Annotated in this window: 25 protein-coding genes, 1 tRNA gene and 1 pseudogene; 10 read left to right on the top strand and 17 right to left on the bottom strand. The window is 62.2% G+C overall.

The window, feature by feature from the left end; all coding sequences use genetic code 11:
* Positions 1 to 101: 101 nt before the first annotated feature.
* The gene (locus NKI67_RS10245; protein WP_023677015.1) at positions 102 to 806 is read left to right on the top strand and encodes a glutathione S-transferase family protein; all 705 of its coding nucleotides are present in this window, start codon (positions 102 to 104) and stop codon (positions 804 to 806) included.
* A gap of 178 nt (positions 807 to 984) precedes the next feature.
* Here NKI67_RS10245 and NKI67_RS10240 read toward each other — a convergent pair whose 3' ends face one another.
* From NKI67_RS10240 to NKI67_RS10230, 3 genes are all read right to left on the bottom strand, one after another.
* Positions 985 to 1,200, bottom strand: a complete 216-nt coding sequence (locus tag NKI67_RS10240) for a hypothetical protein (protein ID WP_245274707.1) — start codon at positions 1,198 to 1,200, stop codon at positions 985 to 987.
* A gap of 70 nt (positions 1,201 to 1,270) precedes the next feature.
* Positions 1,271 to 1,891, bottom strand: a complete 621-nt coding sequence (locus NKI67_RS10235; protein WP_023677017.1) for a nucleoside triphosphate hydrolase — start codon at positions 1,889 to 1,891, stop codon at positions 1,271 to 1,273.
* Positions 1,892 to 1,967: 76 nt separating this feature from the next.
* On the bottom strand, positions 1,968 to 3,074 hold the full coding sequence (locus tag NKI67_RS10230) for a hypothetical protein (RefSeq protein WP_023677018.1): 1,107 nt from the start codon (positions 3,072 to 3,074) through the stop codon (positions 1,968 to 1,970).
* A gap of 207 nt (positions 3,075 to 3,281) precedes the next feature.
* Here NKI67_RS10230 and NKI67_RS10225 point away from each other — a divergent pair, with 207 nt between their 5' ends.
* Positions 3,282 to 4,172 (top strand): D-alanyl-D-alanine carboxypeptidase family protein, encoded by an 891-nt coding sequence (locus NKI67_RS10225; protein ID WP_023677019.1) that lies wholly within the window; start codon positions 3,282 to 3,284, stop codon positions 4,170 to 4,172.
* Between the two features lie 33 nt (positions 4,173 to 4,205).
* Here NKI67_RS10225 and NKI67_RS10220 read toward each other — a convergent pair whose 3' ends face one another.
* Positions 4,206 to 5,012 (bottom strand): AraC family transcriptional regulator, encoded by an 807-nt coding sequence (locus NKI67_RS10220; protein ID WP_023677020.1) that lies wholly within the window; start codon positions 5,010 to 5,012, stop codon positions 4,206 to 4,208.
* A 198-nt stretch (positions 5,013 to 5,210) separates the two neighbouring features.
* Between NKI67_RS10220 and NKI67_RS10215 the strand changes: the two genes are divergently transcribed.
* The 3 genes from NKI67_RS10215 (at position 5,211) to NKI67_RS10205 (ending at position 7,290) form a co-directional block, all read left to right on the top strand.
* Entirely contained in the window at positions 5,211 to 6,131 is a 921-nt protein-coding gene (locus tag NKI67_RS10215; protein ID WP_352645268.1) for a zinc-binding dehydrogenase, read from the top strand.
* 163 nt (positions 6,132 to 6,294) lie between these two features.
* Positions 6,295 to 6,371, top strand: a tRNA-Arg gene (locus NKI67_RS10210).
* Positions 6,372 to 6,564: 193 nt separating this feature from the next.
* The gene (locus tag NKI67_RS10205) at positions 6,565 to 7,290 is read left to right on the top strand and encodes a sce7726 family protein (protein ID WP_352645266.1); all 726 of its coding nucleotides are present in this window, start codon (positions 6,565 to 6,567) and stop codon (positions 7,288 to 7,290) included.
* Here NKI67_RS10205 and NKI67_RS10200 read toward each other — a convergent pair.
* Genes NKI67_RS10200 through NKI67_RS10190 form a run of 3 tightly spaced genes read right to left on the bottom strand, consistent with a single transcriptional unit; the run spans position 7,287 to position 9,329 of the window.
* Complete coding sequence (locus tag NKI67_RS10200; protein ID WP_023677022.1) at positions 7,287 to 8,336, bottom strand: beta family protein; 1,050 nt, start codon at positions 8,334 to 8,336, stop codon at positions 7,287 to 7,289. The genes NKI67_RS10205 and NKI67_RS10200 overlap by 4 nt on opposite strands.
* A 17-nt stretch (positions 8,337 to 8,353) precedes the next feature.
* Positions 8,354 to 8,854 carry an ImmA/IrrE family metallo-endopeptidase gene (locus tag NKI67_RS10195; RefSeq protein WP_031211837.1) on the bottom strand — a complete coding sequence of 167 codons (501 nt, stop codon included), beginning with the start codon at positions 8,852 to 8,854 and terminating at the stop codon, positions 8,354 to 8,356.
* A gap of 10 nt (positions 8,855 to 8,864) precedes the next feature.
* Complete coding sequence (locus tag NKI67_RS10190) at positions 8,865 to 9,329, bottom strand: hypothetical protein (RefSeq protein ID WP_156937346.1); 465 nt, start codon at positions 9,327 to 9,329, stop codon at positions 8,865 to 8,867.
* Positions 9,330 to 9,677: 348 nt separating this feature from the next.
* Between NKI67_RS10190 and NKI67_RS10185 the strand changes: the two genes are divergently transcribed.
* The gene (locus NKI67_RS10185; protein WP_023677026.1) at positions 9,678 to 9,911 is read left to right on the top strand and encodes a hypothetical protein; all 234 of its coding nucleotides are present in this window, start codon (positions 9,678 to 9,680) and stop codon (positions 9,909 to 9,911) included.
* A gap of 106 nt (positions 9,912 to 10,017) precedes the next feature.
* Here the strand turns inward: NKI67_RS10185 and NKI67_RS10180 are convergent, their stop codons facing one another.
* From NKI67_RS10180 to NKI67_RS10170, 3 genes and pseudogenes are all read right to left on the bottom strand, one after another.
* The gene (locus NKI67_RS10180) at positions 10,018 to 10,332 is read right to left on the bottom strand and encodes a hypothetical protein (RefSeq protein WP_036238562.1); all 315 of its coding nucleotides are present in this window, start codon (positions 10,330 to 10,332) and stop codon (positions 10,018 to 10,020) included.
* A 73-nt stretch (positions 10,333 to 10,405) separates the two neighbouring features.
* Positions 10,406 to 11,701, bottom strand: coding sequence for a cytochrome P450 (locus NKI67_RS10175; RefSeq protein ID WP_051406135.1), 1,296 nt, complete (start codon positions 11,699 to 11,701; stop codon positions 10,406 to 10,408).
* Between the two features lie 50 nt (positions 11,702 to 11,751).
* Positions 11,752 to 12,278, bottom strand: a pseudogene (locus NKI67_RS10170) (metallophosphoesterase).
* Between the two features lie 236 nt (positions 12,279 to 12,514).
* On the opposite strand from NKI67_RS10170, the gene NKI67_RS10165 reads away from it, so the two are divergent.
* Both NKI67_RS10165 and NKI67_RS10160 read left to right on the top strand, forming a co-directional pair.
* Positions 12,515 to 12,844, top strand: coding sequence for a hypothetical protein (locus NKI67_RS10165; protein ID WP_023677029.1), 330 nt, complete (start codon positions 12,515 to 12,517; stop codon positions 12,842 to 12,844).
* Between the two features lie 96 nt (positions 12,845 to 12,940).
* The gene (locus tag NKI67_RS10160; protein ID WP_023677030.1) at positions 12,941 to 13,489 is read left to right on the top strand and encodes a DNA-3-methyladenine glycosylase; all 549 of its coding nucleotides are present in this window, start codon (positions 12,941 to 12,943) and stop codon (positions 13,487 to 13,489) included.
* Positions 13,490 to 13,526: 37 nt separating this feature from the next.
* Here NKI67_RS10160 and NKI67_RS10155 read toward each other — a convergent pair whose 3' ends face one another.
* Positions 13,527 to 13,793: a DUF3606 domain-containing protein gene (locus NKI67_RS10155; protein ID WP_023677031.1), complete on the bottom strand. Its 267-nt coding sequence runs from the start codon at positions 13,791 to 13,793 to the stop codon at positions 13,527 to 13,529.
* A 164-nt stretch (positions 13,794 to 13,957) separates the two neighbouring features.
* Here NKI67_RS10155 and NKI67_RS10150 point away from each other — a divergent pair, with 164 nt between their 5' ends.
* Both NKI67_RS10150 and NKI67_RS10145 read left to right on the top strand, forming a co-directional pair.
* Positions 13,958 to 14,488, top strand: coding sequence for an EF-hand domain-containing protein (locus NKI67_RS10150; protein WP_084641131.1), 531 nt, complete (start codon positions 13,958 to 13,960; stop codon positions 14,486 to 14,488).
* Positions 14,489 to 14,643: 155 nt separating this feature from the next.
* Positions 14,644 to 14,973, top strand: a complete 330-nt coding sequence (locus NKI67_RS10145) for an antibiotic biosynthesis monooxygenase family protein (RefSeq protein WP_023677033.1) — start codon at positions 14,644 to 14,646, stop codon at positions 14,971 to 14,973.
* A gap of 26 nt (positions 14,974 to 14,999) precedes the next feature.
* On the opposite strand, the gene NKI67_RS10140 is transcribed toward NKI67_RS10145, so the two are convergent.
* The 6 genes from NKI67_RS10140 to NKI67_RS10115 are packed head-to-tail and all read right to left on the bottom strand — an operon-like array spanning position 15,000 to position 21,413.
* Positions 15,000 to 15,833, bottom strand: a complete 834-nt coding sequence (locus NKI67_RS10140; RefSeq protein ID WP_023677034.1) for an SMP-30/gluconolactonase/LRE family protein — start codon at positions 15,831 to 15,833, stop codon at positions 15,000 to 15,002.
* Between the two features lie 13 nt (positions 15,834 to 15,846).
* Positions 15,847 to 17,622, bottom strand: coding sequence for a CoA-transferase (locus tag NKI67_RS10135; protein ID WP_023677035.1), 1,776 nt, complete (start codon positions 17,620 to 17,622; stop codon positions 15,847 to 15,849).
* On the bottom strand, positions 17,619 to 18,404 hold the full coding sequence (locus NKI67_RS10130; RefSeq protein WP_023677036.1) for an enoyl-CoA hydratase/isomerase family protein: 786 nt from the start codon (positions 18,402 to 18,404) through the stop codon (positions 17,619 to 17,621). The genes NKI67_RS10135 and NKI67_RS10130 overlap by 4 nt, the downstream gene beginning before the upstream one ends.
* A 2-nt stretch (positions 18,405 to 18,406) precedes the next feature.
* Positions 18,407 to 19,612 carry a CaiB/BaiF CoA transferase family protein gene (locus NKI67_RS10125; protein WP_352645261.1) on the bottom strand — a complete coding sequence of 402 codons (1,206 nt, stop codon included), beginning with the start codon at positions 19,610 to 19,612 and terminating at the stop codon, positions 18,407 to 18,409.
* 18 nt (positions 19,613 to 19,630) lie between these two features.
* Positions 19,631 to 20,416: an SDR family NAD(P)-dependent oxidoreductase gene (locus tag NKI67_RS10120; RefSeq protein WP_023677038.1), complete on the bottom strand. Its 786-nt coding sequence runs from the start codon at positions 20,414 to 20,416 to the stop codon at positions 19,631 to 19,633.
* 1 nt (position 20,417) lies between these two features.
* The gene (locus NKI67_RS10115; protein ID WP_023677039.1) at positions 20,418 to 21,413 is read right to left on the bottom strand and encodes an ABC transporter permease; all 996 of its coding nucleotides are present in this window, start codon (positions 21,411 to 21,413) and stop codon (positions 20,418 to 20,420) included.
* Positions 21,414 to 21,437: the final 24 nt, after the last annotated feature.

Raw genomic sequence — 21,437 nt, 5'->3', positions numbered from 1 at the left:
AAACTTTCCATGCGCATATTGATCGCGCCAGGCGTCGCGCCTAACTCTCTGCGACCCGCCATGACCGTGCCGCTCGGCGCGGTCTCCTACCAGGAGTTTCGATGACCGATCTGTCCGCGTTTCCGATTGCTAGGCGCTGGCCGGCGAGCCACCCCGACCGCATCCAGCTTTATTCGTTTCCGACGCCGAACGGGGTGAAGATATCGATCGCGCTGGAGGAACTTGGCCTGCCTTACGAGCCGCATGCCGTCGATATCGGCAAGAACGAGAGCTGGACCCCGGAATTCCTGTCTTTGAACCCGAACGGCAAGATACCGGCGATGATCGATCCGGACGGCCCGGGTGGCAAGCCGATCGGCTTGTTCGAATCCGGCGCCATCCTGCTTTACCTCAGCGACAAGACCGGCAAGCTGGTCCCGGCAGACGCGACGCTGCGTTATGAGACGATCCAGTGGGTGTTCTTCCAGATGGCTTCGATCGGGCCGATGTTCGGCCAAGTCGGATTCTTCCACAAATTCGCTGGGCGCGAAATCGCCGACAAGCGCCCGCTGGAACGTTATCGCGACGAGTCGCGACGGCTGATCGGCGTCCTCGAAACGAGGCTCAAGGGCCGCAGCTGGATCATGGGCGACGATTACACCATCGCCGATATTTCGATGCTTGGGTGGGTGCGCAATCTGATCGGCTTCTACGAGGCGCGGGAACTCGTCGGTTTCGACGATTTCCCCAGCGTGGGCGCATGGCTGGAGCGTGGCCTCGCTCGTCCAGCGGTGCAGAGGGGCCTCACCATTCCGGCCAGAAGCTGATCTTACGCCGATTCCGCTCGGCTATTTTGCTTTGGTCCGGGGTTTCTTGCCGACTACGGAAGCGGCAAGCGACGCCGCCCCTTTGGCGGTGGCAAGCACGGCACCGGCGGCGACGTTGGCCGTCGTTTTGACGGTGCGCATTGCGCTGCCTGCGATCGATCCTCTGCTTGCCGGCTTTTTAGGGCTGGCGGCTTTGGGAGCTGCGGCTTTGGTCGCGGCAGGCATCACCTTTTTCGGCGCTGCCTTGCCAAAGCTGGGCTTTGCCGCCTCCTTGGAACGCGCCGCCGCTGCCGGACCGGCGCTGGTTTTCGCGCGAGTTGCTTTTGATCGTGTTGCCCTGCCCTTGGCGGGCGCAGGCTTTCTTGCCATGGTTTCCATCGAACGGTTCCCTCATGGGCACAATTGCCGTGTCCGGGATAACGGCCTGAAACTGTCAAGGTTCCGGCCGGGCGGTTCCTTGCAAGTCAGGCCAGGTCGCCGACCACCAGGTCGGCGGGCCGCCGACGGGCAAGCACGCGGTCGATGTTCGGCATATCGTTAGAGGCGATCCAGGCGCGCGCGTCCTCGTCGGAGCGGCCGTGCTCGTGCCATCGCGCCAGTAGTCGGCGCTCGAGCTCGGCGCGCGGCACATCGACGAAGATCGAGAAGTCGAACAGCGGCGCCAGCCGCGTCCAGGGTTCCTCGTCGAGCAGGAGATAATTGCCTTCGACCAGAATGAATTTGGTGTCGGCGGCGACAATCGCAGCAGCGGCGCGCGACAGCTCCATGCTGCGGTCGAAGACTGGGATGGCGATATCCGGCTCGCCGGCGCGGATGCGCTTCAGCAGCGCTTCGAAGCCGGCAAAATCAAAGGTTTCCGGAGCACCTTTTCGCGCGCGAAGGCCGCGCCGCTCGAGAACGACATCATCGTAATGGAAGCCATCCATCGGCACGACTTCCGCCGTGCCTTCCAGCAGCAAGTCGTGCAAGCCTGCCGACAATGTCGATTTGCCGGCGCCGGGAGGGCCGGCAATGGCCACGATGAAGCGCGGTGCCTTGCCGGCGCGCTTGAAAATGACAGCAGCGATGTGGGCGATTTCTGACATTGGCATCCATAAGATGGTTCTGGCGCATTTTGGCGGCAGTTTTTGAAAATTTCAAACGCCGGATTGTGCCAAGCCTTCAATCGGGCCTGGATTGACCGATCCGCAGGAAATCGCCGTCGAAGCCGATGTCGCGCACGGCACCGTCAGCCGCCAGGATGCGCATGCGGCCCGGCGAGGTCGTGACGTCGTGCGGCGGCTCGCCGGATGGCCATGGCAGTGCGCCGATGACATGGCGGAACGAAAAGCGGCGCCCTTCGGAAAGGGCAAAGGCGGTCGCCACGCCTTCGCGCTTCAGCCAATTGTCGCCGAGCGATGCGGCGTGGCCGACGGCCGTGCGGCCGTCCTCGATGCCGAGCACGCCGCGGTGGCGGCCGCTCCATGGCGCATAGTCACGCCCGCCATTGCTGACCCACAGCATGGTGACCGGCAGTTCGGCCGGGTTCTTCAGCACCAGCACGAGATCGGCTTCCGCCTGGCGCGCCAGCGCGGTCCAGCCCGGCCCGCCATGATCGGCCTCGACCAGCGTCACGAAGTCCTCACGCAGCTGGTCCATGCGATAGGTGGTCAGGTCAATCGTGCCGCCGCTGGCGGCGGGAAAGCGCGTCAGGTCGGCGGTTCGCGCCGGGTAGGCGAGCAACGAGCGGCCGCGGGCCGGATCGGGCTCCGGCGCCTCACTCGGCGTTGCGGCAAGGCGCTTGGGCGAGAAGGCCAGCCTGCCGCCGGCCGTCATCACCGTCATCGGGTGGTGGGCGACCGGAATGGCGCCGGCCCCGCCGGAAAAGACGTGTTCCTGATAGAGAAAGGGATGATCGTCGCGCAAGGTCAGGATCTTGTCGACGGTTGCGCCCATAACCGGGCGCTGCAGGCGGAAGACGGCGCGCCAGCCGTCGGCCGTTGCCGCGCTGTCGACGACGTCCCAGCGACTATTTGCCGGCCAGCCATGCAAAGGTGCCGCTTCGACGTCGCTGCTCGAGAAGGGTGCGCAGAGGAAATCGCCGGACAGGTGGACCGTCCCTTCAGGCAGGTCTTTCGGCAGCATCTCGCGCGGCTCGCCGACCCAGGGTGCGCGATGCAGCGGCTTCAGCCGATGGCCATCGATATCGACCGCCATGTCGGCGAGATGGCCGACGGCAAGATCGACCGATACCGAAATGCCCTTTGCCGTGATCGTGACCGCATCCATGTGCACCTACCGATTCTGCCGGCGCCAGCAAAGCCCACTCGCCGCCGGTTGCGCAAGCGCGGTGGCCGGCAATTCACATCAGGCGGCGCCACGTCGGCCTGTGGACAGGGCCGTTCGAGGGCCAGACCGATATTAACCAAATGGACTGTGCCTTTGCGTTAAGATAGCTTCGCCTCGTCTCAGAAACTGCCTGCCTTCGGAACTGACTTGTCCGCCTTCCGGTTCTTTTCGTCCATCCACAAATGCGTCGCTGTGCTGGCGCTGCTGCTGTTTGCTGCCGGCTGCACGACTGTCACGCCGCCCGACAGCGTGCTGGCGGTACCGGCGCCGCCGCAGAAATATGCCGCCATGGTCATCGATGCCGGCACCGGCAAGACGCTGTTCGAGGTCAATTCGACGGCGCCGCGTTATCCGGCGTCGCTGACCAAGATGATGACGCTCTACCTCCTGTTCGAGGCGCTGGACCAGGGCCGCATCAGCAAGGAGACGCAAATTCCGGTGTCGGACAACGCCGCCCGGCAGCCGCCGACCAAGCTGCGGTTCAGGCGCGGCGAGACCATCGACGTCGATTCGGCGATCCGCGCCGTCGTCGTCAAATCGGCCAATGACGTGGCGGTCGCCGTTGCCGAATATCTCGGCGGCAGCGAAGAGGCGTTCGCCGGCATGATGACCGCCAAGGCGCGCCAGATCGGCATGAGCAGCACCGTTTTCCGCAATGCCTCGGGCCTGCCGGACGGCGACCAGCACACCAGCGCGCGCGACATGGCGGTGCTCGGCATGGCGCTGCACGCCCGCTTCCCGCAGCATTTCCACTATTTCTCTGAAAGCGACTTCATGTTCCGCGGCAGGCTTGTGCGCGGCCACAACGACATGCTCGGCCGGGTGCGCGGCGTCGACGGCATCAAGACCGGCTACATCAGGGCTTCGGGCTTCAACATCGTCACCTCCTATGATGCGGACGGGCACAGGCTGATCATCGTGGTGATGGGCGCCGACAGCGCGCGCCAGCGCAACGACCACGTCGAGGCGCTGATCCAGCGCAGCCTGTTGCCGACCTCCGAGGCAAAGACGCGACTGCTGTATGCCGAGGAGCAGTGACAGTTGAAGTCCGAGTGTTGACCGCGTGCGGGTTCAGGCGACAAACGCAGAGCCGCCGTTTTGCGCGACACTGCTGAGATACTTTGCCGGCGGCTTGCCAAGCGCTTTCTTGAACATGGTGATGAAGGCGGTGACCGATTCGTAACCGAGATCGGCCGAAACCTGCTGCACGCTGGCGCCGGAGGCCAGCTCGCGCATCGCGACGATCAGGTGCAGTTGCTGGCGCCAGCGCCCGAAGGTCAGCCCTGTCTCTTTCACCACGAGACGTGCGAGACTGCTCTCGCTGAGCGCGACGCGACTGGCCCATTCCGCCAGGGTGCTGCGATCGGCAGGATCTTGCGCCAACGCCGCCGCGATGCGCCTCAAGCGCGGCTCGGACGAGATCGGCAAATGCAGCTGCTGGACAGGCATGCGCGGCAATTCGGATAGCAGTACGCTGGTCAGGAGCTCGCCCCTCGCGTCATCGTCCTCAACGCGATCCGTCAGCTCTATGATGAGCTCGCGCAGCAACGGCGAGATCGAAAGCGTGCAGCACCGGTCCGGCAGGTCGGTAGCTCCCGGTTCGATATAGACGAAGAAAATCCGGGCATTGGCGGTCGCGATATTGCTGTGCACCATGTCGCCGGGAATCCACACCGCGCAATGCGGCGGCACCATCCACAAGCCGCTGGGAACGCGACATGTGACGCCACCGCCGAGCGCGAAGACGAGTTGCCCTTTGCGGTGGCGGTGGTCCGGCACCTCCGCCCTGGTTTCGGTAACGTCAACGCGCACGGCGATTGCCGGGGCGAGGACATCATCCGGATCGAAAGGCCAGGGGTAGCGGAGAGGCTGTCTCATATTGACTTATTTTAGCGATCGACTGCCAAGATATCTAAATTACTCAAACAGGAAAGTCGATAGATTAGGGATGAGTAACTCAGAAGCCGACAGGCGGGCTTCCAGTCATGCCCTGCTTGCGTTCTGAACGTCGGACCAACAAGCCCGGCGCACGAAAACAGGCTGGCGTCCGCCACGCAGCAAGAAGGGACGATAGCAATGCTCGCCTTGGTCACATCTTCCGACAGCGCCACCGGGTTGCGGCTCGCCGAGCTTGGTGAGTCCGAGCCCGCCCCGCATGAGGCGCTGGTCTCGGTCCGGGCAGTCTCGCTGAACCGCGGCGAACTGCGCCTGCTCAACATCCGTCCGAACGGCTGGGTGCCTGGCCAGGACGTCGCCGGAATTGTCGAGCGCGCCGCGCCTGACGGCTCCGGGCCGGCCGTCGGCGCCCGGGTTGCGGCTCTGGTCGACGAGGCCGGGTGGGCCGAACGGGTCGCCGTTCCGACCGACCACCTCGCCGTCCTGCCGGACGACGTCAGCTTCGTCTCCGCCGCCACTGTTCCGGTCGCGGGCACGACCGCGCTGCGGACCCTGCGCCTCGGCGGCGACCTGGCCGGCCAGCGGGTCCTGATTACCGGCGCAAGCGGCGCGGTCGGCCGTTTCCAGATCCAGATCGCCCGCCAGCAGGGCGCGTCGGTGGTGGCGGTCGCCGCTGAACGGCATGCCGACGATCTCCGCGGCCTCGGAGCCGAGCGGGTCGTCGAAACGATCGAGCTGGCCGAAGGACTGTTCTCGCTGATTGCCGAATCGGTAGGCGGCGATAGCCTCGCCCACGCGATCGAACGGATCGCGCCCGGCGGGACCGTCGTCATGTTCGGCTCGAGCAGCGGCGAACTCACGCCCATCGGCTTCCGCCAGTTCGTTCCGGGGCACGAAGGTGCGCGGCTGCAGACCTTCGCCTACTACGCTTCCGGTCCGGAGGTTGGCGCCGACATCGCCTCGCTGCTCGCACTGATCGCAGCCGGCCGGCTCGAAACGCGCGTAGTCCTGACCGTGCCGTGGCGGGACGTCGGCCAAGCCCTCGACGCGCTGCGGCAGCGCAGCATCAGAGGCAAGGCAGTGCTTACCGTGACAGAATGAGCAGGCAGTGGCGCCGGACGGGACGGTGTCTGTCTCCCCCGGGCTGCTACGGCAACTTGAGCCCGCTGGCGATTGCCCGTTGAAGCCGGCGCCTGCTTCCGCTAAGAAGCCGTGGCTGGCCGGTTTACCGGCTGGTTCGTTTTTGGGATCACCGATCCTGAAGGCACCCGTAGCTCAGCTGGATAGAGCGCTGCCCTCCGAAGGCAGAGGTCACAGGTTCGAATCCTGTCGGGTGCGCCATATAAAACCGTTGTATTATGGATGATGGCCGCTCCCCAAGGTCGCAGATAACGTCGGATAGTTCCATGATCGAGCCAAGCGCGTTCCGTTCGAGCAATCAGGGCGGCCGCCGGCACGGCCCGTGGCCGTGACGTTAAGGTTCCCTTGGTAGCTGCGTGTCTATTGTTCGCTCTGGCTCCGACAGGTACTGTTCATGGCGGAAAAATATTACGAATCTCGCATAAAGTGCGATGTCCTAAACGCGTTGCGGAAGTGGAGAATGATCGATTCCCGTTCCATTGTGGCGTCAGAATATGTTCTTGGCTCTACCGGGCGGCGAGCCGATCTTGCCATTTACAATGGTTCAACGCTTATCGGGATTGAAATCAAGAGTAAGCATGATTCTCTTACTCGCCTGAAGCCTCAACTTGAGGTATACACGGCGTGCTTTGATGAGGTCATTCTTGTCGCCGACGAGAAACACTTGGCTTCCATCACAAATCTTATTCTACCTGGAGTCCGCGTGTTCACAGCAAGCGACTCTGGCTCGATCATTGTTTGGCGAGAAGCCTTAGCGCCTGCAACGAAGACAAAATCTGTTAGCCTCAAGTTGCTAACCATTGGCGACTTAAAAAAGCTGGTGGGGGTCCCAATCGCTGCGCCAGTGAGGAAAACGGCACTTCTGACAGCTGCACAGGAGCTTTCCGACAAACTCATTTTTGAAACAGTCGCGGCTTCGTTCGTCCATACGTTTTCCGAAACATCGACTAGATTTTGGGATCACGTGGGCAGGAAAAACGTCTCCCATAGCGGGTTGCTTCACTTGAGCCGGTTTGCTTCAGAACGAACCAACGTGATCCAGAAAAAAGAAAAGCAACAACTCTTTTGGGAACTCTGGAGACGTCAAGCGAAGGAGACGCTCCAAATCGCGAGCCCTTAAAGGTCGCTCCATTCGGTTTCGCCCGGCTGATCGTCCGCACCCGACTGTATGTGCATGTGGATGTTGACGCGAGCAGAGGTTGACATTTTCGGCGAGTAAATCGCATTCTCTTCTCCAGCCGCAGTCTTCTTGATCATCTCGGTACCCCATATGCCCTTATCATTCCAATCTGGACATTTGGTGGCGCGTTTTGCAGCTAGCTGATAAGCCTCGTCGCGGTCCTCCTCATCAGCCTCCCGGAAGAATTTCCATTTGGTTGAAAAGGCATTGTCAATTCTGGGCGCTGGACTCCCGCCGCCGCCGCTTTGCTTCTCCGCTCGAACACTCGCGCGGTCACAGTAGATGTTGCGAGCGTGTCCAACTTGCCCAGCAACTAGATTATAAAACTTTCGCTCGAAAATTTCCTGCTCGACTATCCCTGTGAACGAAGTGGGGAACGTTGATGCTGATACCGATATATAACAATCGTCCAGCTGAGTACGAATGGCCTTGCAGATGCTTGTTGCAACCAGCGCTTTATTAAGGATGTTCTTGTCCTGACGCTGAAAATCAAGGATGAAATACACGTCTTCGTTCGAAGGATACCGTTTAAAGAGTTTTGCGATATCAGCTGCAAGAGGAAATATTTGTTCGTGGAGGCGAATTACAACGCCCCGCCCCATTGCTTTGAATGCTTGAACCTGAGGCACCAGCTCCTTCGGGTCAATCAGTTGGACCGTGGGAGTAAACATAGGATTTTCATCTATGAAGCTGCGCCAGGCCAAATACCCATCTTTGGAGTCTCTCAACGCGTCAAAAATGTCATGGACGGGCCTTCTTTTTCCATCGAAGACATCGTCAGTTAGATCGACGACAATCGGCTTGCCGGAAGTGCAAGCGGAAACCTTCACTATAGTGCTTGCGAACGCGTTCGCCGTAGTCCACGGCTGAAGGATTACAAAAGGAAGTAACCCGGTTTTAACTTGAGGAGAAAGCTCCTCGATAGCCTGCATCTCTGATGGGCGCACTCCGATAATCGGAACGTAACTAAATGCCCCAAAATCCATGGCTACGCGCCTTCATCTCACGGGATGCCCAGCCGAATCTTCATCGCTGCTTCGGACACATTAAACTTATCAGCGAGGAAACTAACAACGTTGTCAACCTTAAGTGTCCTTGCCCTGTCCAACCATTCATCAACGAGCTGTTGAGGCATCAATAGGTCAGCGGCCATTCTGTTGGCTTGCGCTTCGCGACGATCCGATAATCCGGAGCGGTATAGAACGTCATCCGTGATTCCGTCTCCAATCTGATCGCGGTGCAGAAGATAATGCCCGACTTCATGTGCAACAGTGAAACGTTGCCGACGCGCCGAGTCATTTCTGTTGACCTTGATGATGAACTGGACCGGATTGTCGGGGTCCGGCCTTATCTCTCCAGAAATTCCGCTAGGTAGGTTTGTTGCAATCACCCTGACGCCCAAGGCGTTGGCAATTGCGGACAAACGAACGGGCGCTCCGTCCTGAAGAGCTTGAATTGTCGCCAGCGTCCCTTGATCTAAAGAATACCATTCTCGACTCATCATTTGACTCTCCTTAGTCTGTAAATGGTTTTTCTTCGGATGGCGCTTGATCCTTGTCCGCGCGTAAAGACGCGTCACTCAATATGAGTCTATCAACCCGTTCAGCCAGTACGGTGCGCAATTCCCCTCCTTGGATCTGATCGGAAATGTGCTGAATTATTGCCGTCTCAATCCGCTTTGCGAAGGGCCCATCGAATAACATCTTCTCGAGATGATTCCTCGAAGCTGTCTCGGTTAGCTTTTGGAATTGCGAGTATCCCCAGATAGCCAGTATTGCAATAAACATTGCCAATATAGTTATTATGACAGTCACAGCTGTCAGCATCACTGTAATAAAATCGGTATAAGACATGCTGATACTCTGAATTTGTTCTGGAGTTACATTTACACTTACTAATGTACATCCGATCAAAATGACCCCAGAGAGAAGCCCGATGAGGAAAATCGGCAGGTAATCAGTTTGCGCTCTGGCTGACACGATTCTCTTTCGGCGTTGTGTTCTTATTATGTTCACATTCTGCTAACAGCCGTCAAGGGCCGGAACAATGGCTTCTAGTCGCGATGGTAAAACCAGAAATATGAGAGTATTGAAAAACGCTTTGTGTGCCGCTCTGCCTAGCTGCCCTCCGAAGGCAAACCGTTCGAATCCTATCGGGTGCGCCCATCTTTCGATTTGCCGCCGCCGTTCCGTAGCTCGTCCTGTGAAGGCCCGGCATCGAGGCCTGTCCTGCCCGGCTACGACAATCACCTTCCACCTCGGTGATCGCCCGGAACCCAATCCTCCTCGAACGACTTCTTGGTGAGTAGACTACGAAGGGAGCGCACCGTGCCCGCACCGCCCGAAATGGATGTCGTCCTCGAAAAGCTGCCTTTGAGGATCGGCGCCTATATCCCCGACGACTTGCTGGAGGACTGGTTTGCGCCGGGAACGGGCATGAACCCGGTCAGCAAGGAGGCGCTTGCCACCGCCAAGAACTACGGCTGGCGTTTCGAATGCGAGTTCAAGCACTACCCGGAACGCAAGGAAGGCGTGTTCTGGAAGTGGGTGCCGGCGATCTGACCGACGCTGGACGGTTCATCGTTCCGCGGAAACGCAGAACCGGTCTATCTTATTGTTTGACGCAAATACCGGACGGGAAACCGCTTCACACTTTTCCTGGAATTGCTCAGCCTCCGCCTATCGGCGTCGTCACCTTGCCGGTTCCGCCGCATTCGGGGCAGGTGCGGCCGTCGATCATGCCTGACCCTGCACAGCGGCGGCAAATATTCTCGCCAGCGCCTGGAGTGTCTACGGGGACTTCGTCCGTGTTGGCCTGACCGGCTTGCCGGGGGTTGCCCTGCAGCTTGTTTCTCAGCCGGGCGACCCAGCCTTCGTCGACCTCGAGCGGCCTGCTGCTGTCGTCCGGCAGGCCTTCGCCGGATTGGCCGATGGTTTCATTGCGCGGCCGGTCGTTCGCGCCTGTCGTGATCTTCTGAGCCATTGCGTTTGCCTTTACGCCTTGCAATTTTCGAACGCCTCAGCTCCGCAGAGGTTCCGGTTCGACCGGCAGCCTTTCAGCCGGGCTTTCGCCGCACATTATCTATCCTGAACCCGGATTTCGGCCGCGCCGGCATGCGGGCAAGCGAGACGGTCATATCCTGATCAGGCACCCGGTAGGCCATCGACCGCGTCAGCAGGCGAACCGCTTCCATGATCAGCGCGACGGTGACGGCTTCTCCGGGGCAGCGATGGGCAGTCGCCGGATCTCCGCCGCCATGCGGGATGAAGTCGAAGCCGTGGGTTTTCCAGCTCAAGCCGCGCTCCGGGATAAATCGGTCCGGCTCCACAAACAGGCGCGGATCATGGTTGGTGCCGTGCAGGTCGAGCAGAATCCAATCGCCCTCCCGGAAGCGGTAACCCTTCCACTCGAACGGGTGGCGCGCGCGGCCACCGATGAACGGGAAGAACGGATAAAGCCGGCGAACCTCCTCGGCGAAGGCTTCCAGCCCGTCCTCATCGCCGGCGGCGAACTTATCGTACCATTGGCGGTGCTGGTGAAGCGCCAGCGCCGCAAACATGATGAAGCGGCCGATGGCGACAACCGGCCGGATGATGTTGATGATCTCGACCGCAGCACTGGCAAGATCGAGCGGCATTCCCTCGGCATCGACATATTCGCTGACCAGGCGGACCGGGCTGTTTGCCGGCAAATCAAGCGCGCCGCTTCGAACGCGCCGTACAAGCTCGCCGATAGTGCGTTCGGTCCGGCGGCGCCGCCACAGCGCCAGCATGGTCGACGGCCCGACGCCGCCGGCGTTCTCGATCATGCCGCTGAGCTCGCGGCAGAGTTCGGCGCGATCCTTGTCGGCGGGGATGCCGGCCCAATCCGCTGCCGCCTGGGTCAGGACGAGGTTTACGGCGTCGAACAGGACGATCTCGTCACGCCGCTGCCAGTCTTCCAGCTTGTCGAGCCAGGCGCGACGGAAATTTGCGCGGAGCCGCTCGATCTGGTCGCCATCCAACAGGATCGACAGGAAAAGCGCCTTGCGGTGGCGGTGAGCGGCGCCGTCGAGCGCCTGGACGCTGCCCTTGTCCTGCAGCAGACGCAGCGTGGTCTGCGGCATCGCACCAATTCGGGTGAAGTGGTCGCCGCCATAAAACATCTCGGCAGCCTCGGCACCGCGCACGCAGATTGCCGGCTGCAGCATCAGGCGCGTGGCAAAGATGTCGGTGTTCATGCGCCGGCAGCGGGCCGAAATGAAATCATAGCCTTCGCGCAGCAGGGCCAAAGTGCTATCGAACGCGGCGCGCGGAATGGGTTTTACGGCATGATTGCCGCCATCGGCATCGATCAGTTCACGTCTGTTCATGGCGTGCTCCCTGGCGTTGAAATTCCTCAACGCACGGCCGGCACTTTCGATCACTCGACTTTTTGACGGCTTTGCCGCGCCGCCCTTCGGCCGCGGCTGGCAAGGATGGCGGTCAGCGTGACCGGACGAAAATCCCAGCTGTCGACGCCGACGTCATACTGGCGCGTGACCGGGGTCAGCCTGCCGTGGGAATGGCCATGCAGGTCGATCGATTTCCTGCCGATCTGGTTCCAGGTGCGAAAAGGGTAGTGGCAAAGGATCAGCAGGCTGCCGTCGAGCGCCAGCTCCTTGTAGTGTTGCGTGCTCGCCAACCTGTGGCCTCGATGGTGGCCGCAGCATCGTTGTTGCCGATGATCAAATGCTTGCTGCCATGAAGAGACGCCAGAAGCGACGACACGAACGCGGCCGATCCCCTGGCAAAATCGCCGAGATGCCAGATCTCGTCGTCCGGCCCGACAGTCTCGTTCCAGAACGCAATGAGCGACCGGTCATGTTCCGCCAGCGAGCCGAACGGGCGGCGGTCGATGCGCAAAATGCGCGGGTCGCTGAAATGCGTGTCGGCCGTGAAGTAGATCATGCGCACTCGCTGGGCCTGTTGTCGAACTGCCGCGCAGGTAGGCGCGTGGCGCACCAAGTCCATGTTGCTCTCCCGATGCTTGCTCAACCCGCTCGATCGCCGGTTGTTCCTGGAAGCAGGCCTAGGCGGTTCCCGCTCGTCGGAACTTCAAAAAGGGGGAACTTTGAAACGGGGGAACTTTGAAATGAGACGCAGGTTAGAATGCTTGAGGCCGATGCTCTGAAAGGACCTCGACGATGACCGACGCAGAACCTCTTGGGCGAAGCCCGGCTCAAGCGCGGGGCGATATCGATGCCGGGCGCGAAGGGGACAAGACCCCGGGCATCGATCCGGCTGCGGCTCCCATGGAAACGGACGCGGAATCCGCCGGCAACGCTCCGCCGAAGAGCCCTGCCGCGCGCCATGAAACGCCGAAGTTTACCAACCAGGCGAGCTATGCCAATGCGATGCGCCCGCTGAAGGATGAGCCCGACGTCCAACCGAGCAGATATGGGCCAGTCCTGGTGATTGCCGCCATCGTCGTGCTGGCCGCGGCGGTTTTCATCGGCGCAGCCATGCTGCGCTGAATACCGCTGCCCCAGGTTCGGTGGCGCGATGGCTGGACATTTTGTTTCCGGTCCGGGACCTTGCTGAAGTTCAGGCGTGATCGAGTCTGCTGCACATTGACCACCAACCATCAATTCTTTGCCCGAGACGCCACCACCGTGGCGCGCGACATGATCGGCGCGATGCTGCTCTTGCACGGCGTCGGCGGCATCATCGTCGAAACCGAAGCCTATCGCCCGGATGATCCGGCTTCGCACGCTTTCGGTGGCAGGACGGTGCGCAACGGCGCAATGTTCGGCGCCCCCGGCAGCGCGTATGTCTATCGCTCCTATGGCCTGCATTGGTGCCTCAATGCCGTGTGCCTGCCCGGCAGTGCCGTGCTTATCCGCGCAATCGAACCGCAATCCGGGCTGGTGGTGATGCGGGCCAATCGCGGCGTTGACGACCCCCGGCTGCTTTGTTCGGGACCGGGTCGCCTTTGCCAGGCGCTGGCAATCGACAAATCCCATGACGGGCTGCCCCTGGACCTGCCGCCATTCGAATTCAGGCCGCCGAGCGAAGCCGGCGCCGTTCTGACAGGCCGCCGGATCGGCATTTCCAAGGCTGTCGATGCCGAGTGGCGGTTCGGACTGCGCGACTCGGATTATCTGAGCCGCAAGTTCTGATGCCCGCGGCAGCGGCAGAGCAGTTGCCCCCCCGGCATCACTCGTCGGGTTTGCCGAGATGCATAGGTGTCGCCTGCTGGCGGGCTTCCCTGGTCACCTCGTCGGCTCCGGCAGGTGAAATCCCTCGCAACGCCTTCGCGGCTACGGTCAGCCGGCCGCGATCATTGCCGAAGCTTTTGATCAACTGACGGACCTGGTCGGCGGTGATGCCGTTCTGTTGGGCAAAATACTCGACTTCACGGTCGTCTTCCGTAGAAACGCGATCGCGCTCGCGGAAATCTCGCTTGCTCTTATCGTCGGCCATTTTTTCCTCCTGGTGGAGCTTTGCATCAACGGCAACGTGGGTGAGCCGCTTTCGTTGCCGCGATCAGGCGGACTTTTCCGCCGCCGTGCCGACTGCCCAGGAACCATGAGGCGAGCAGCCGGTTTGGCTTGGATGCAGACACGTTCAGCCTCCAATTCATACCGATGGAGAATACGATGACGCTCGCAAGCAAAACCACTGCAATTGCCGCGGCGCTGGCCATGTTGGCCGCGCCGGCATTCGGCCAGACGAGCCCACCTGCGCCCGCCGCGCCGGCACCGGATCGTGGCGCCGAACCGTCGCCCGGAATGAGCGGGCAGAGCCAGGATGCCATGCGCGAAATGATGCGCCAGATGATGACCGAGATGCTGGAGGAGAGAATGCAGGAAGATCGCGCGCCCCGGGCAGAACGGCGAGGTCCCGACCGCTGGCATCGCGGCTGCAGGATGGGCCCGCCTGACCGAGGTTGGGAGATGGGAGGCCGCGGTGGCATTGCACCCGGGATGCATGGCGCGAGGATGCGCATGATGTTCGCCATAGTAGATGCGGATGGCGATGGCGCGGTTTCTCAAAGCGAAGTCCAGGATTTCGTCGGGCGAATATTCAACGCCGTCGATGAGGACGGTGACGGCAGCGTCGACATGAAGGAAATCCGGTCCTTCTTCCACGGAGGCGGCGCCGAGGATCAGGAGTAAGTCTCCTGCCGGTCGGCAGGAGGCCTGTCTGGGGCAGCGCCCCCTATAACGACCGGGGAGGGCGAAAACCGTCGCTTGCAGATGCATTCCCTGGCTGGCCTTGCCAAGCCGAATGCCGGGTCGGAACGGTTCAAGACAGCAGGAATTCAATGGCTATGACAGAGAAACCCCCGACCATCGCTCGTATCTGGCGCGGCAGAACCGTGCCTGAAAAGGCGGATGCCTATGAGAGTTACAATTACGAGGCCGGCATCAAGCCGCTGATCGAGAAGGCACTTGGCGTTCAGACCTTTCGCGAGGACACGCCGACCCATTCGGAATTCATGACGATCTCCTATTGGGAAAACGTCGAGGCGATGGCGGCGTTCACCGGCGGCGATCCGACGAAAATCCACCATCTCGAGCGGGACGAAGAGTTCCTGATCGAGTTGCCTTCGCGGGTGCAGGTGTTGCGCATCCGATCGAGTCACGGGCGGCTGGGATAGGGCAGCGCCGCCCGGTTCGGCCCGATCTAAGAAATCGCCGTCAAGTCGATTTCGGTGATGTGCCAGCGGCCGAGATTTGCGGTGTAGAGCTTGTCGCCCTTGAAGGCGATGTTGGTGGGGTGGGCGAGCGTGGTTGCCGCCGGATCCTCGATCAGCACCTCGAGCCCGCTATCCTTTCGCCAACGATAGATGCGGCTCGGCTCGTAGCATGAGATGAACAGCGACCCGTCCGGCGCCAAGGCGACGCCATCGGGAACGTTGCTCACGCCGTCCACGACGAGCTGGCGAGGTCCTGCCGTGCCGTCGGCACGGATCGGCACATAGCTGAGGCAGGCCGCATGGCTTTCCACGACGTAAAGCCCATCGCCACCCGGCGCCATCGCCATGCCGTTGGCGAAGGCCATGGTCTCGCTGCACCACAGGCCGCCTTCGCCGGTCTTCAAATCGTAGCGAAAGATGCCGGAGCGGTTGTCTTCGCCTACGCTGTCCGACACGTAGAGCCAGCCGCGTGTTTCGTCGACGATCGGATAGTTCGGCACGCGGATGCCGGCCGAGGCGAAGCGCTGCATACCAGCCGTCGCGGCATCCCAGCGAAAGATCGCCGAATGTCTCAAATCGCATGCAAAACAGTTTCCCGCGCTATCGAAGGCGATGCCGAGCAGAAAGCCCTCCGTACCGCCCATGCGTTCGACCGAGCCGCCATCGGCGGCGAGGCGCAGCAGGTCGCCGGTTTCGGTGCCGCACCAGATCGAGCCGTCGCGATGGATGGCCACGCCTTCCGGATGGGCGACGCGCGGGCTGGTGAAGATGCCATCGAAGAAGACCCTCGCGGCCGACATTTCGAGCAACGGCTTTGCCATGCGCCGCCCCTCTTCAATCCGGTGCAGTATGCGACCGCCGTGCGGCGATGCAGCGCTCGACCATCCGCCGGTCGGTGGCCAGGATTTCGGCGATCAGGGCGCTGCGCTCCCTGGCGCTGACGAATTCGAGGCGGCGCAGACCGAGCGGGTCGATGCGGTTTCGCAGGATGTCGAGCGTCTCGTTCGAGGGTAGCGCAACTTCGCGGCAATCGGCATCGAATGTCAGGGCAAAGCCGGTGGCATCCTGGAGCTGCTGGCGCGTCACGCACGGCATGGTCTCGATGACGGCCAATTGCCGGCTCTCCCCGTCGAGCCGAAACACGCAAAGGTCGGTGAACACCAATGCCGCGCCGGTCCGATAGCCCATCGGCTCGCGTTCGGCCTCAGTCAACAGGCCGCGCGCCGAGCTGGCAATCTCGACCGTCTCGACCAGCGACTGCACGGAATGGCGGGGGACGTAGAGCAGATAATCGCGATGCATGTTGGCGACGTCGGCCATGCCGCCTTGCCCGGGCAGCCGGATAAGGCTGCCGTCACGCTTGCGCAGCGCAATGGTGTTGACGCGCCCACGGCGGTCGACCTGCGCGGCACCGACGATCTCATGCGTCACCGCGCCGGCCTGGTAGTAGGTCGAATAGGTGTCGTCGCCGCCGGCATGCGCCACCGCCGTCTCGCAATCGAGGCTTTCGATCAGCGACAGGATCATCGGGCTCGGTGCTATGTCGAGATGGCCGCAACTCATGGTGGCGATGATCATGTCCGGCGCGTGCGTCGCTTTGGCCAGCCGGTAGGCGACATTGGCGAGCGGCGACACCGCGCCGGCACTGGCAAAGCTCTCATTGTCGAGCTCAGCGGCGATGCGGGCGGCGATGATCTCGTCGATGGACGCCTCCTTGTTGCCGTGCACGAGCCTGGGCATTGCGAGGACTGTTTCAGCGCGGACTTTTGCAGCGTCTTGAACCCGCTCCGGCACGCCTTCCGAAGGCATGCTCAGGCTGTCCGACAAAGGTATTTCCTTGGCCGCGAACGCCCCCGCCAACGCTTGATAATCCGTCACATAGAATGGCAGGCAGGAGGCGGGATAGGCGCCGCCTGGTGCCAGCGCGATCGCCGACACCTGGTTGCGGGTCAAAATGCTCTGCCGACCATCATGCCGCAGCGCTCCGACCGGGACGATCTCCTCGACCGTCACCAGCACCTCGCGCGCCGCGCCGGCCATGGCGAAATCCAGCGCCCGTGGTCCGATGATCTGGACATTGCCGCTCTCGTCGGCACGCTGGGCATGGACGACGAACGTATCGAGCCGCAAGGCCGGGATGATCCCGGTCGTGATTCCCGCGATCGGATCGGGCGCGGCGATCGCACCCGGCACGCGCGCCAGCATGTCCGAACCCTCCGGAAGCTGAAACGGCATCGACGGCAGGTTCTGCTGCCCCGCCCGCAGCGCCTGGATCATGGCCAGCGCCGTCCAGTCGCGGACCGGCACGGCATTGGTCTCGGCAGCCGCGCGGAAGCGCGGCGGCAAGCCAAAAATATCGAGGCTGGAAAAGCAGATATCGACCTCCGCCACGGCATTCGCTTCGAGAAGCAGTTCGAGCGGCAGGCCGCCGGCCCAGCAGACATAGCGAAGATCCTTGACGCCCAAGCGGGCGATGGCGCGCAACAAGGCGATCGGCAGCCGGGCAAAATGATGGCCACCGACACCGAAGACGTCGCCGCCGCCGACCATCGCGGCCAGGCCCTCGACATCGGTGAAGCGCGGCCGGTTTTGCTTGACCAGGGACGTCATTTCGCAGCCTTCGGCCGCGTCGCGCTCTTTTCAGCAAATTCCTTGACGCGCCGCTGGCCGGTCTCGCTGCGGTACAGGCCACCCAGGACATCGCGCTCCATGGCAAGGCCGTCGGCCAGATCGCCCGACACGGCATGCGCGGTCAGCGCTTTCAGCCCTTCGATCGCTGCGGCCGGTTCGGCGGCGATCATCTCGGCGAGTTCCAGCACCCGCCGCATCAGCCTTTCGGCATCGACGATCTCGTTGACCAGACCGGCGCCGACGAACTCGGAAGCCGGCACGATGGCGCCGGTCATCAGCAGAAAATTGGCGCGGTTGCGGCCGAGCTTCTGGACGCTGCGCTGGGTGCCGCCGCCGCCGGGGACCAGCCCGAGCTTGATCTCGGGCAGGCCGAGCTTCGCGAACTGGTTGGCAATGACGATGTCGCAGCACAGCACCAGCTCCATGCCGCCGCCGAGCGCAAAACCATTGACCGCGGCGATGACCGGCTTGCGGTTCTGCTCGATGGCCGCATACATGCGCGTGCCCGCCGCCTGGAAGGCGTCGAACTCGATAGCTGTCTGGGCGGCGTATTCCTTGATGTCGGCGCCGGCCATGAAGCCGCGCCCCTCACCGGTCACCACGATCGCGCCGACGCCGTCATCCTGCGACAACGCCTCGAAAACCTCGGTGATCTCGCTCTGCATCAGCCGGTTCATGGCATTGAGCTGATCGGCGCGCCGGAAGGTGACGACCGCGACGCGGCCGGACATTTCCAGAGTGAGTGTCCGGTAAACGCTCATCGTCAGGCAGCGTCCACGGTCATGTCGCCGGACGCCTCCAGCGCGGCGATCTCGTCGCTGTGGAGGCCGAACTCGGCCAGTATCTCGCGGCCATGCTGGCCGACCAGCGGTGCCGGCCGCTCTATGGTAGCCGGCGTCTCGCTCATCTTGACCGCCGGCGCGACCACCCTGACCTTGCCGCCGCGCGGATGATCGTAGCTGGTGATCATGCCCAGGTGCTTGACCTGCGGGTCCTCGGCTGCGCGCCTTATGTCTTTCACCTCGGCACACCAGATGTCGGCTGCCAGCAGCCGCGCCAGCAGGTCCTGCGTGGCAAACTTCCTGGTTTCGGCGTTGACCTTGTCGAACACCTCGTCGCGCCTGTCGAACAGCGTCTTCAGATCGTCGTAGACAGCAAGCTGCGGCGCCTCCAGCACTTCATACAGCGTCTTGAACGGGCTCATGGCGATCGACACATAGCCGCCGTCCTTCGCTTCATAGACACCGAACGGCGCCTGCATGCCGGGGTGGCCGGTGCCGGAATTCGGGCGCACGAAATCCTCGCCGAGATTGAGCACGGCGACATATTCCTGATTGAGATGCGCCAGCATGCCGGCGAGCAGATTGACCTCGATCTTCTGGCCCTTGCCGGTCTTCTCGCGATAGTAGAGCGCCGACAGGATGCCGTAGACCATGTTCATGGCGCCGATCTGGTCGGCCAGGCCGGCACCGGCCGGAACAGGAGCCTGATCGCCGCGGCCGGTGTTGGAGATCAGCCCGGACAATCCCTGGATCAGCATGTCCTGGCCGGGGCGCTCGACATAGGGGCCTTCCTCGCCATAGCCGGAGCCCGAGCAGTAGATGATGCCGGGATTGACTGCCTTGAAGTCCTCGTAGCCATAGCCGAGCCTGGCGAGCACGCCGGGGCGGAAATTCTGCACCACCACATCCGCCTTCTTGGCCATGTCCATGATGATGGCATGCACCTTGCGACTTTTCAGGTTGAGCGCGATGGAGCGCTTGTTGCGGTTCCAGGCGAGGAAATTCGGGCTTTCGGAGCCGCCGACCCATTTGGCGAAGAAGGTCATGCCGCGGAACATGTCGCCGGCGCCGGCACGCTCGATCTTGATGATGTCGGCGCCCATGTCGCCGAGCAGCTGCGTGGCGAACGGCCCTTGCAGCAGATGGCTGAAATCGAGAATGCGGACGCCTTCGAGGGCTTTGTTCATTTCATGTCTCGTTGGTTGTCAAAGCAGGTCGGGTACGTAGCGGGGTGCTGCGGTGAGGCCGCCGTCGACGCGCAGGTCGGTACCGGTGGTGAAGCCGGCGGCGTCGGAGGCCAGATAGACGGCGGCTTCGGCCACCTCGGACGGTTTGCCGATGCGGCCGAGCGGATGCATCTTGACCCAGGCCTTGGCGAGATTGCCGCCGATCTCCTTGACCAATTTGTCGTTCATCGGCGTGTTGATGGTGCCGGGCGAGATCGAGTTGACGCGGATGTTGAGCGGGCCGAACTCGACCGCCATCTGGCGCGTCATCGCCATCACCGCACCCTTGGCGCCGGCATAGGCGGTCCAGCCGTCGAGCCCGATATGACCTTGCGCCGAGGCCATGTTGATGATCGAGCCGGATTTCTGCGCGATCATGTGCGGCAGCGCATATTTGCAGCCGCGGAACACGCTGGTGAGGTTGACCGCGATCAGCCGGTGCCACTGCTCGTCGCTCATTTCGTGAACCGGCATGCCGCCGATGGCGATGGCGGCATTGTTGACGAGAATATCGAGATGGCCGGTCTTGCCGACGGCTGCGTCGATCAGGGCGGCGATGTCGGCCTCCTCCGCCACGTCGCAATGGATGTAGTCGGCGCGGTGGCCGGCGGCGCGCAGCTCGGCTGCGAATTTTTCACCCTTCTCGTCGGCGATGTCGCCGAGGAAGACGTGCGCGCCTTCCCTTGCCATCGCCTCGCTGATCGCGTGGCCGATGCCGTCGGCGGCGCCGGTGACGATTGCGGTTTTCCCTTTGAGACGATCCATATCAGCCTCCAATGGCGCGCCGGCGCTTTGCTTCGTCGAAGGCGACGGCGGCAATGATGATCATGCCGGTGATGACCAGTTGCCACTCGGTCGGCAGGCCGAGGCCGCGCAGCCCGTTGGACAGGAACTGCAGGATCAGCACGCCGAGCGCCATGCCGGTCAGGCTGCCTATCCCGCCGGCAAGGCTCACCCCGCCGAGCACGGTGGCGGCAACGACCTGGAACTCGAAATTCAGCCCGGCCGTATGCTGCGCCGAACCGACGCGGGCTGCCAGGATGATGCCGGCTACCGTCGCCAGCAGCGCGCTGATGATGAAGCAGGTGAACTTGACGCGGCGCACGTCGTAACCCGCCAGCCGTGCCACTTCCGGATTGCCGCCGACGGCATAGATCTGCCGCCCGAACGGCCGGTGCTGCATCACGTAGGCGAAGACGGCGAGCAGGACGATGGCGATGACAGCCGAATAGGGAACGACGTTGAACAGGCGGCCGTCCGACAGCGCGATGAAGCTGTCGAGCGCGGCATCGTCTGGAATAGCGCGCTGGCCGGTATAGAGATAAACGCCGCCGCGCATGATGAACATCGTGCCCAGGGTCACGATCAGCGAGTTGATGCCGGCATAGGCCGTCAGATAGCCATTCACGACGCCGATGATCAGCCCGAACAGCAGCGCGCCACTGATGCCGAGCACAAGCGAGTTGGTGTCGTTCATGATGATGATCAGCGGCAGCGCGATCGTCGCCAGCAGCGAGCCGATCGAGATGTCGACCTCGCCTGATATGAAGACGATGGCGCAGCCGATGCCGGCTGTCAGCGCCAGCGAAGCCTGACCGAGCACATTGGTGATGTTGCGCACGGAGAAGAAATTCTCGGCGGTGAAGGAAAAGAACGCGATCACCAGGATGAGGCAGAGGAGCAATGCCAATTCCTGCCGCGCGACGAGCCGCGCCAGCATGGACGGCCCAGCTTTCATGGTGTCGGTGCTTGCCAGGCTCATCGCTTGGTCCCTTTGCGAAGCGTC

Origin of the sequence: Mesorhizobium sp. M0408 (assembly GCF_040321495.1) — a bacterium.
GTDB lineage: Bacteria > Pseudomonadota > Alphaproteobacteria > Rhizobiales > Rhizobiaceae > Mesorhizobium.
This window is presented reverse-complemented; position numbering and strand designations above follow the sequence as displayed.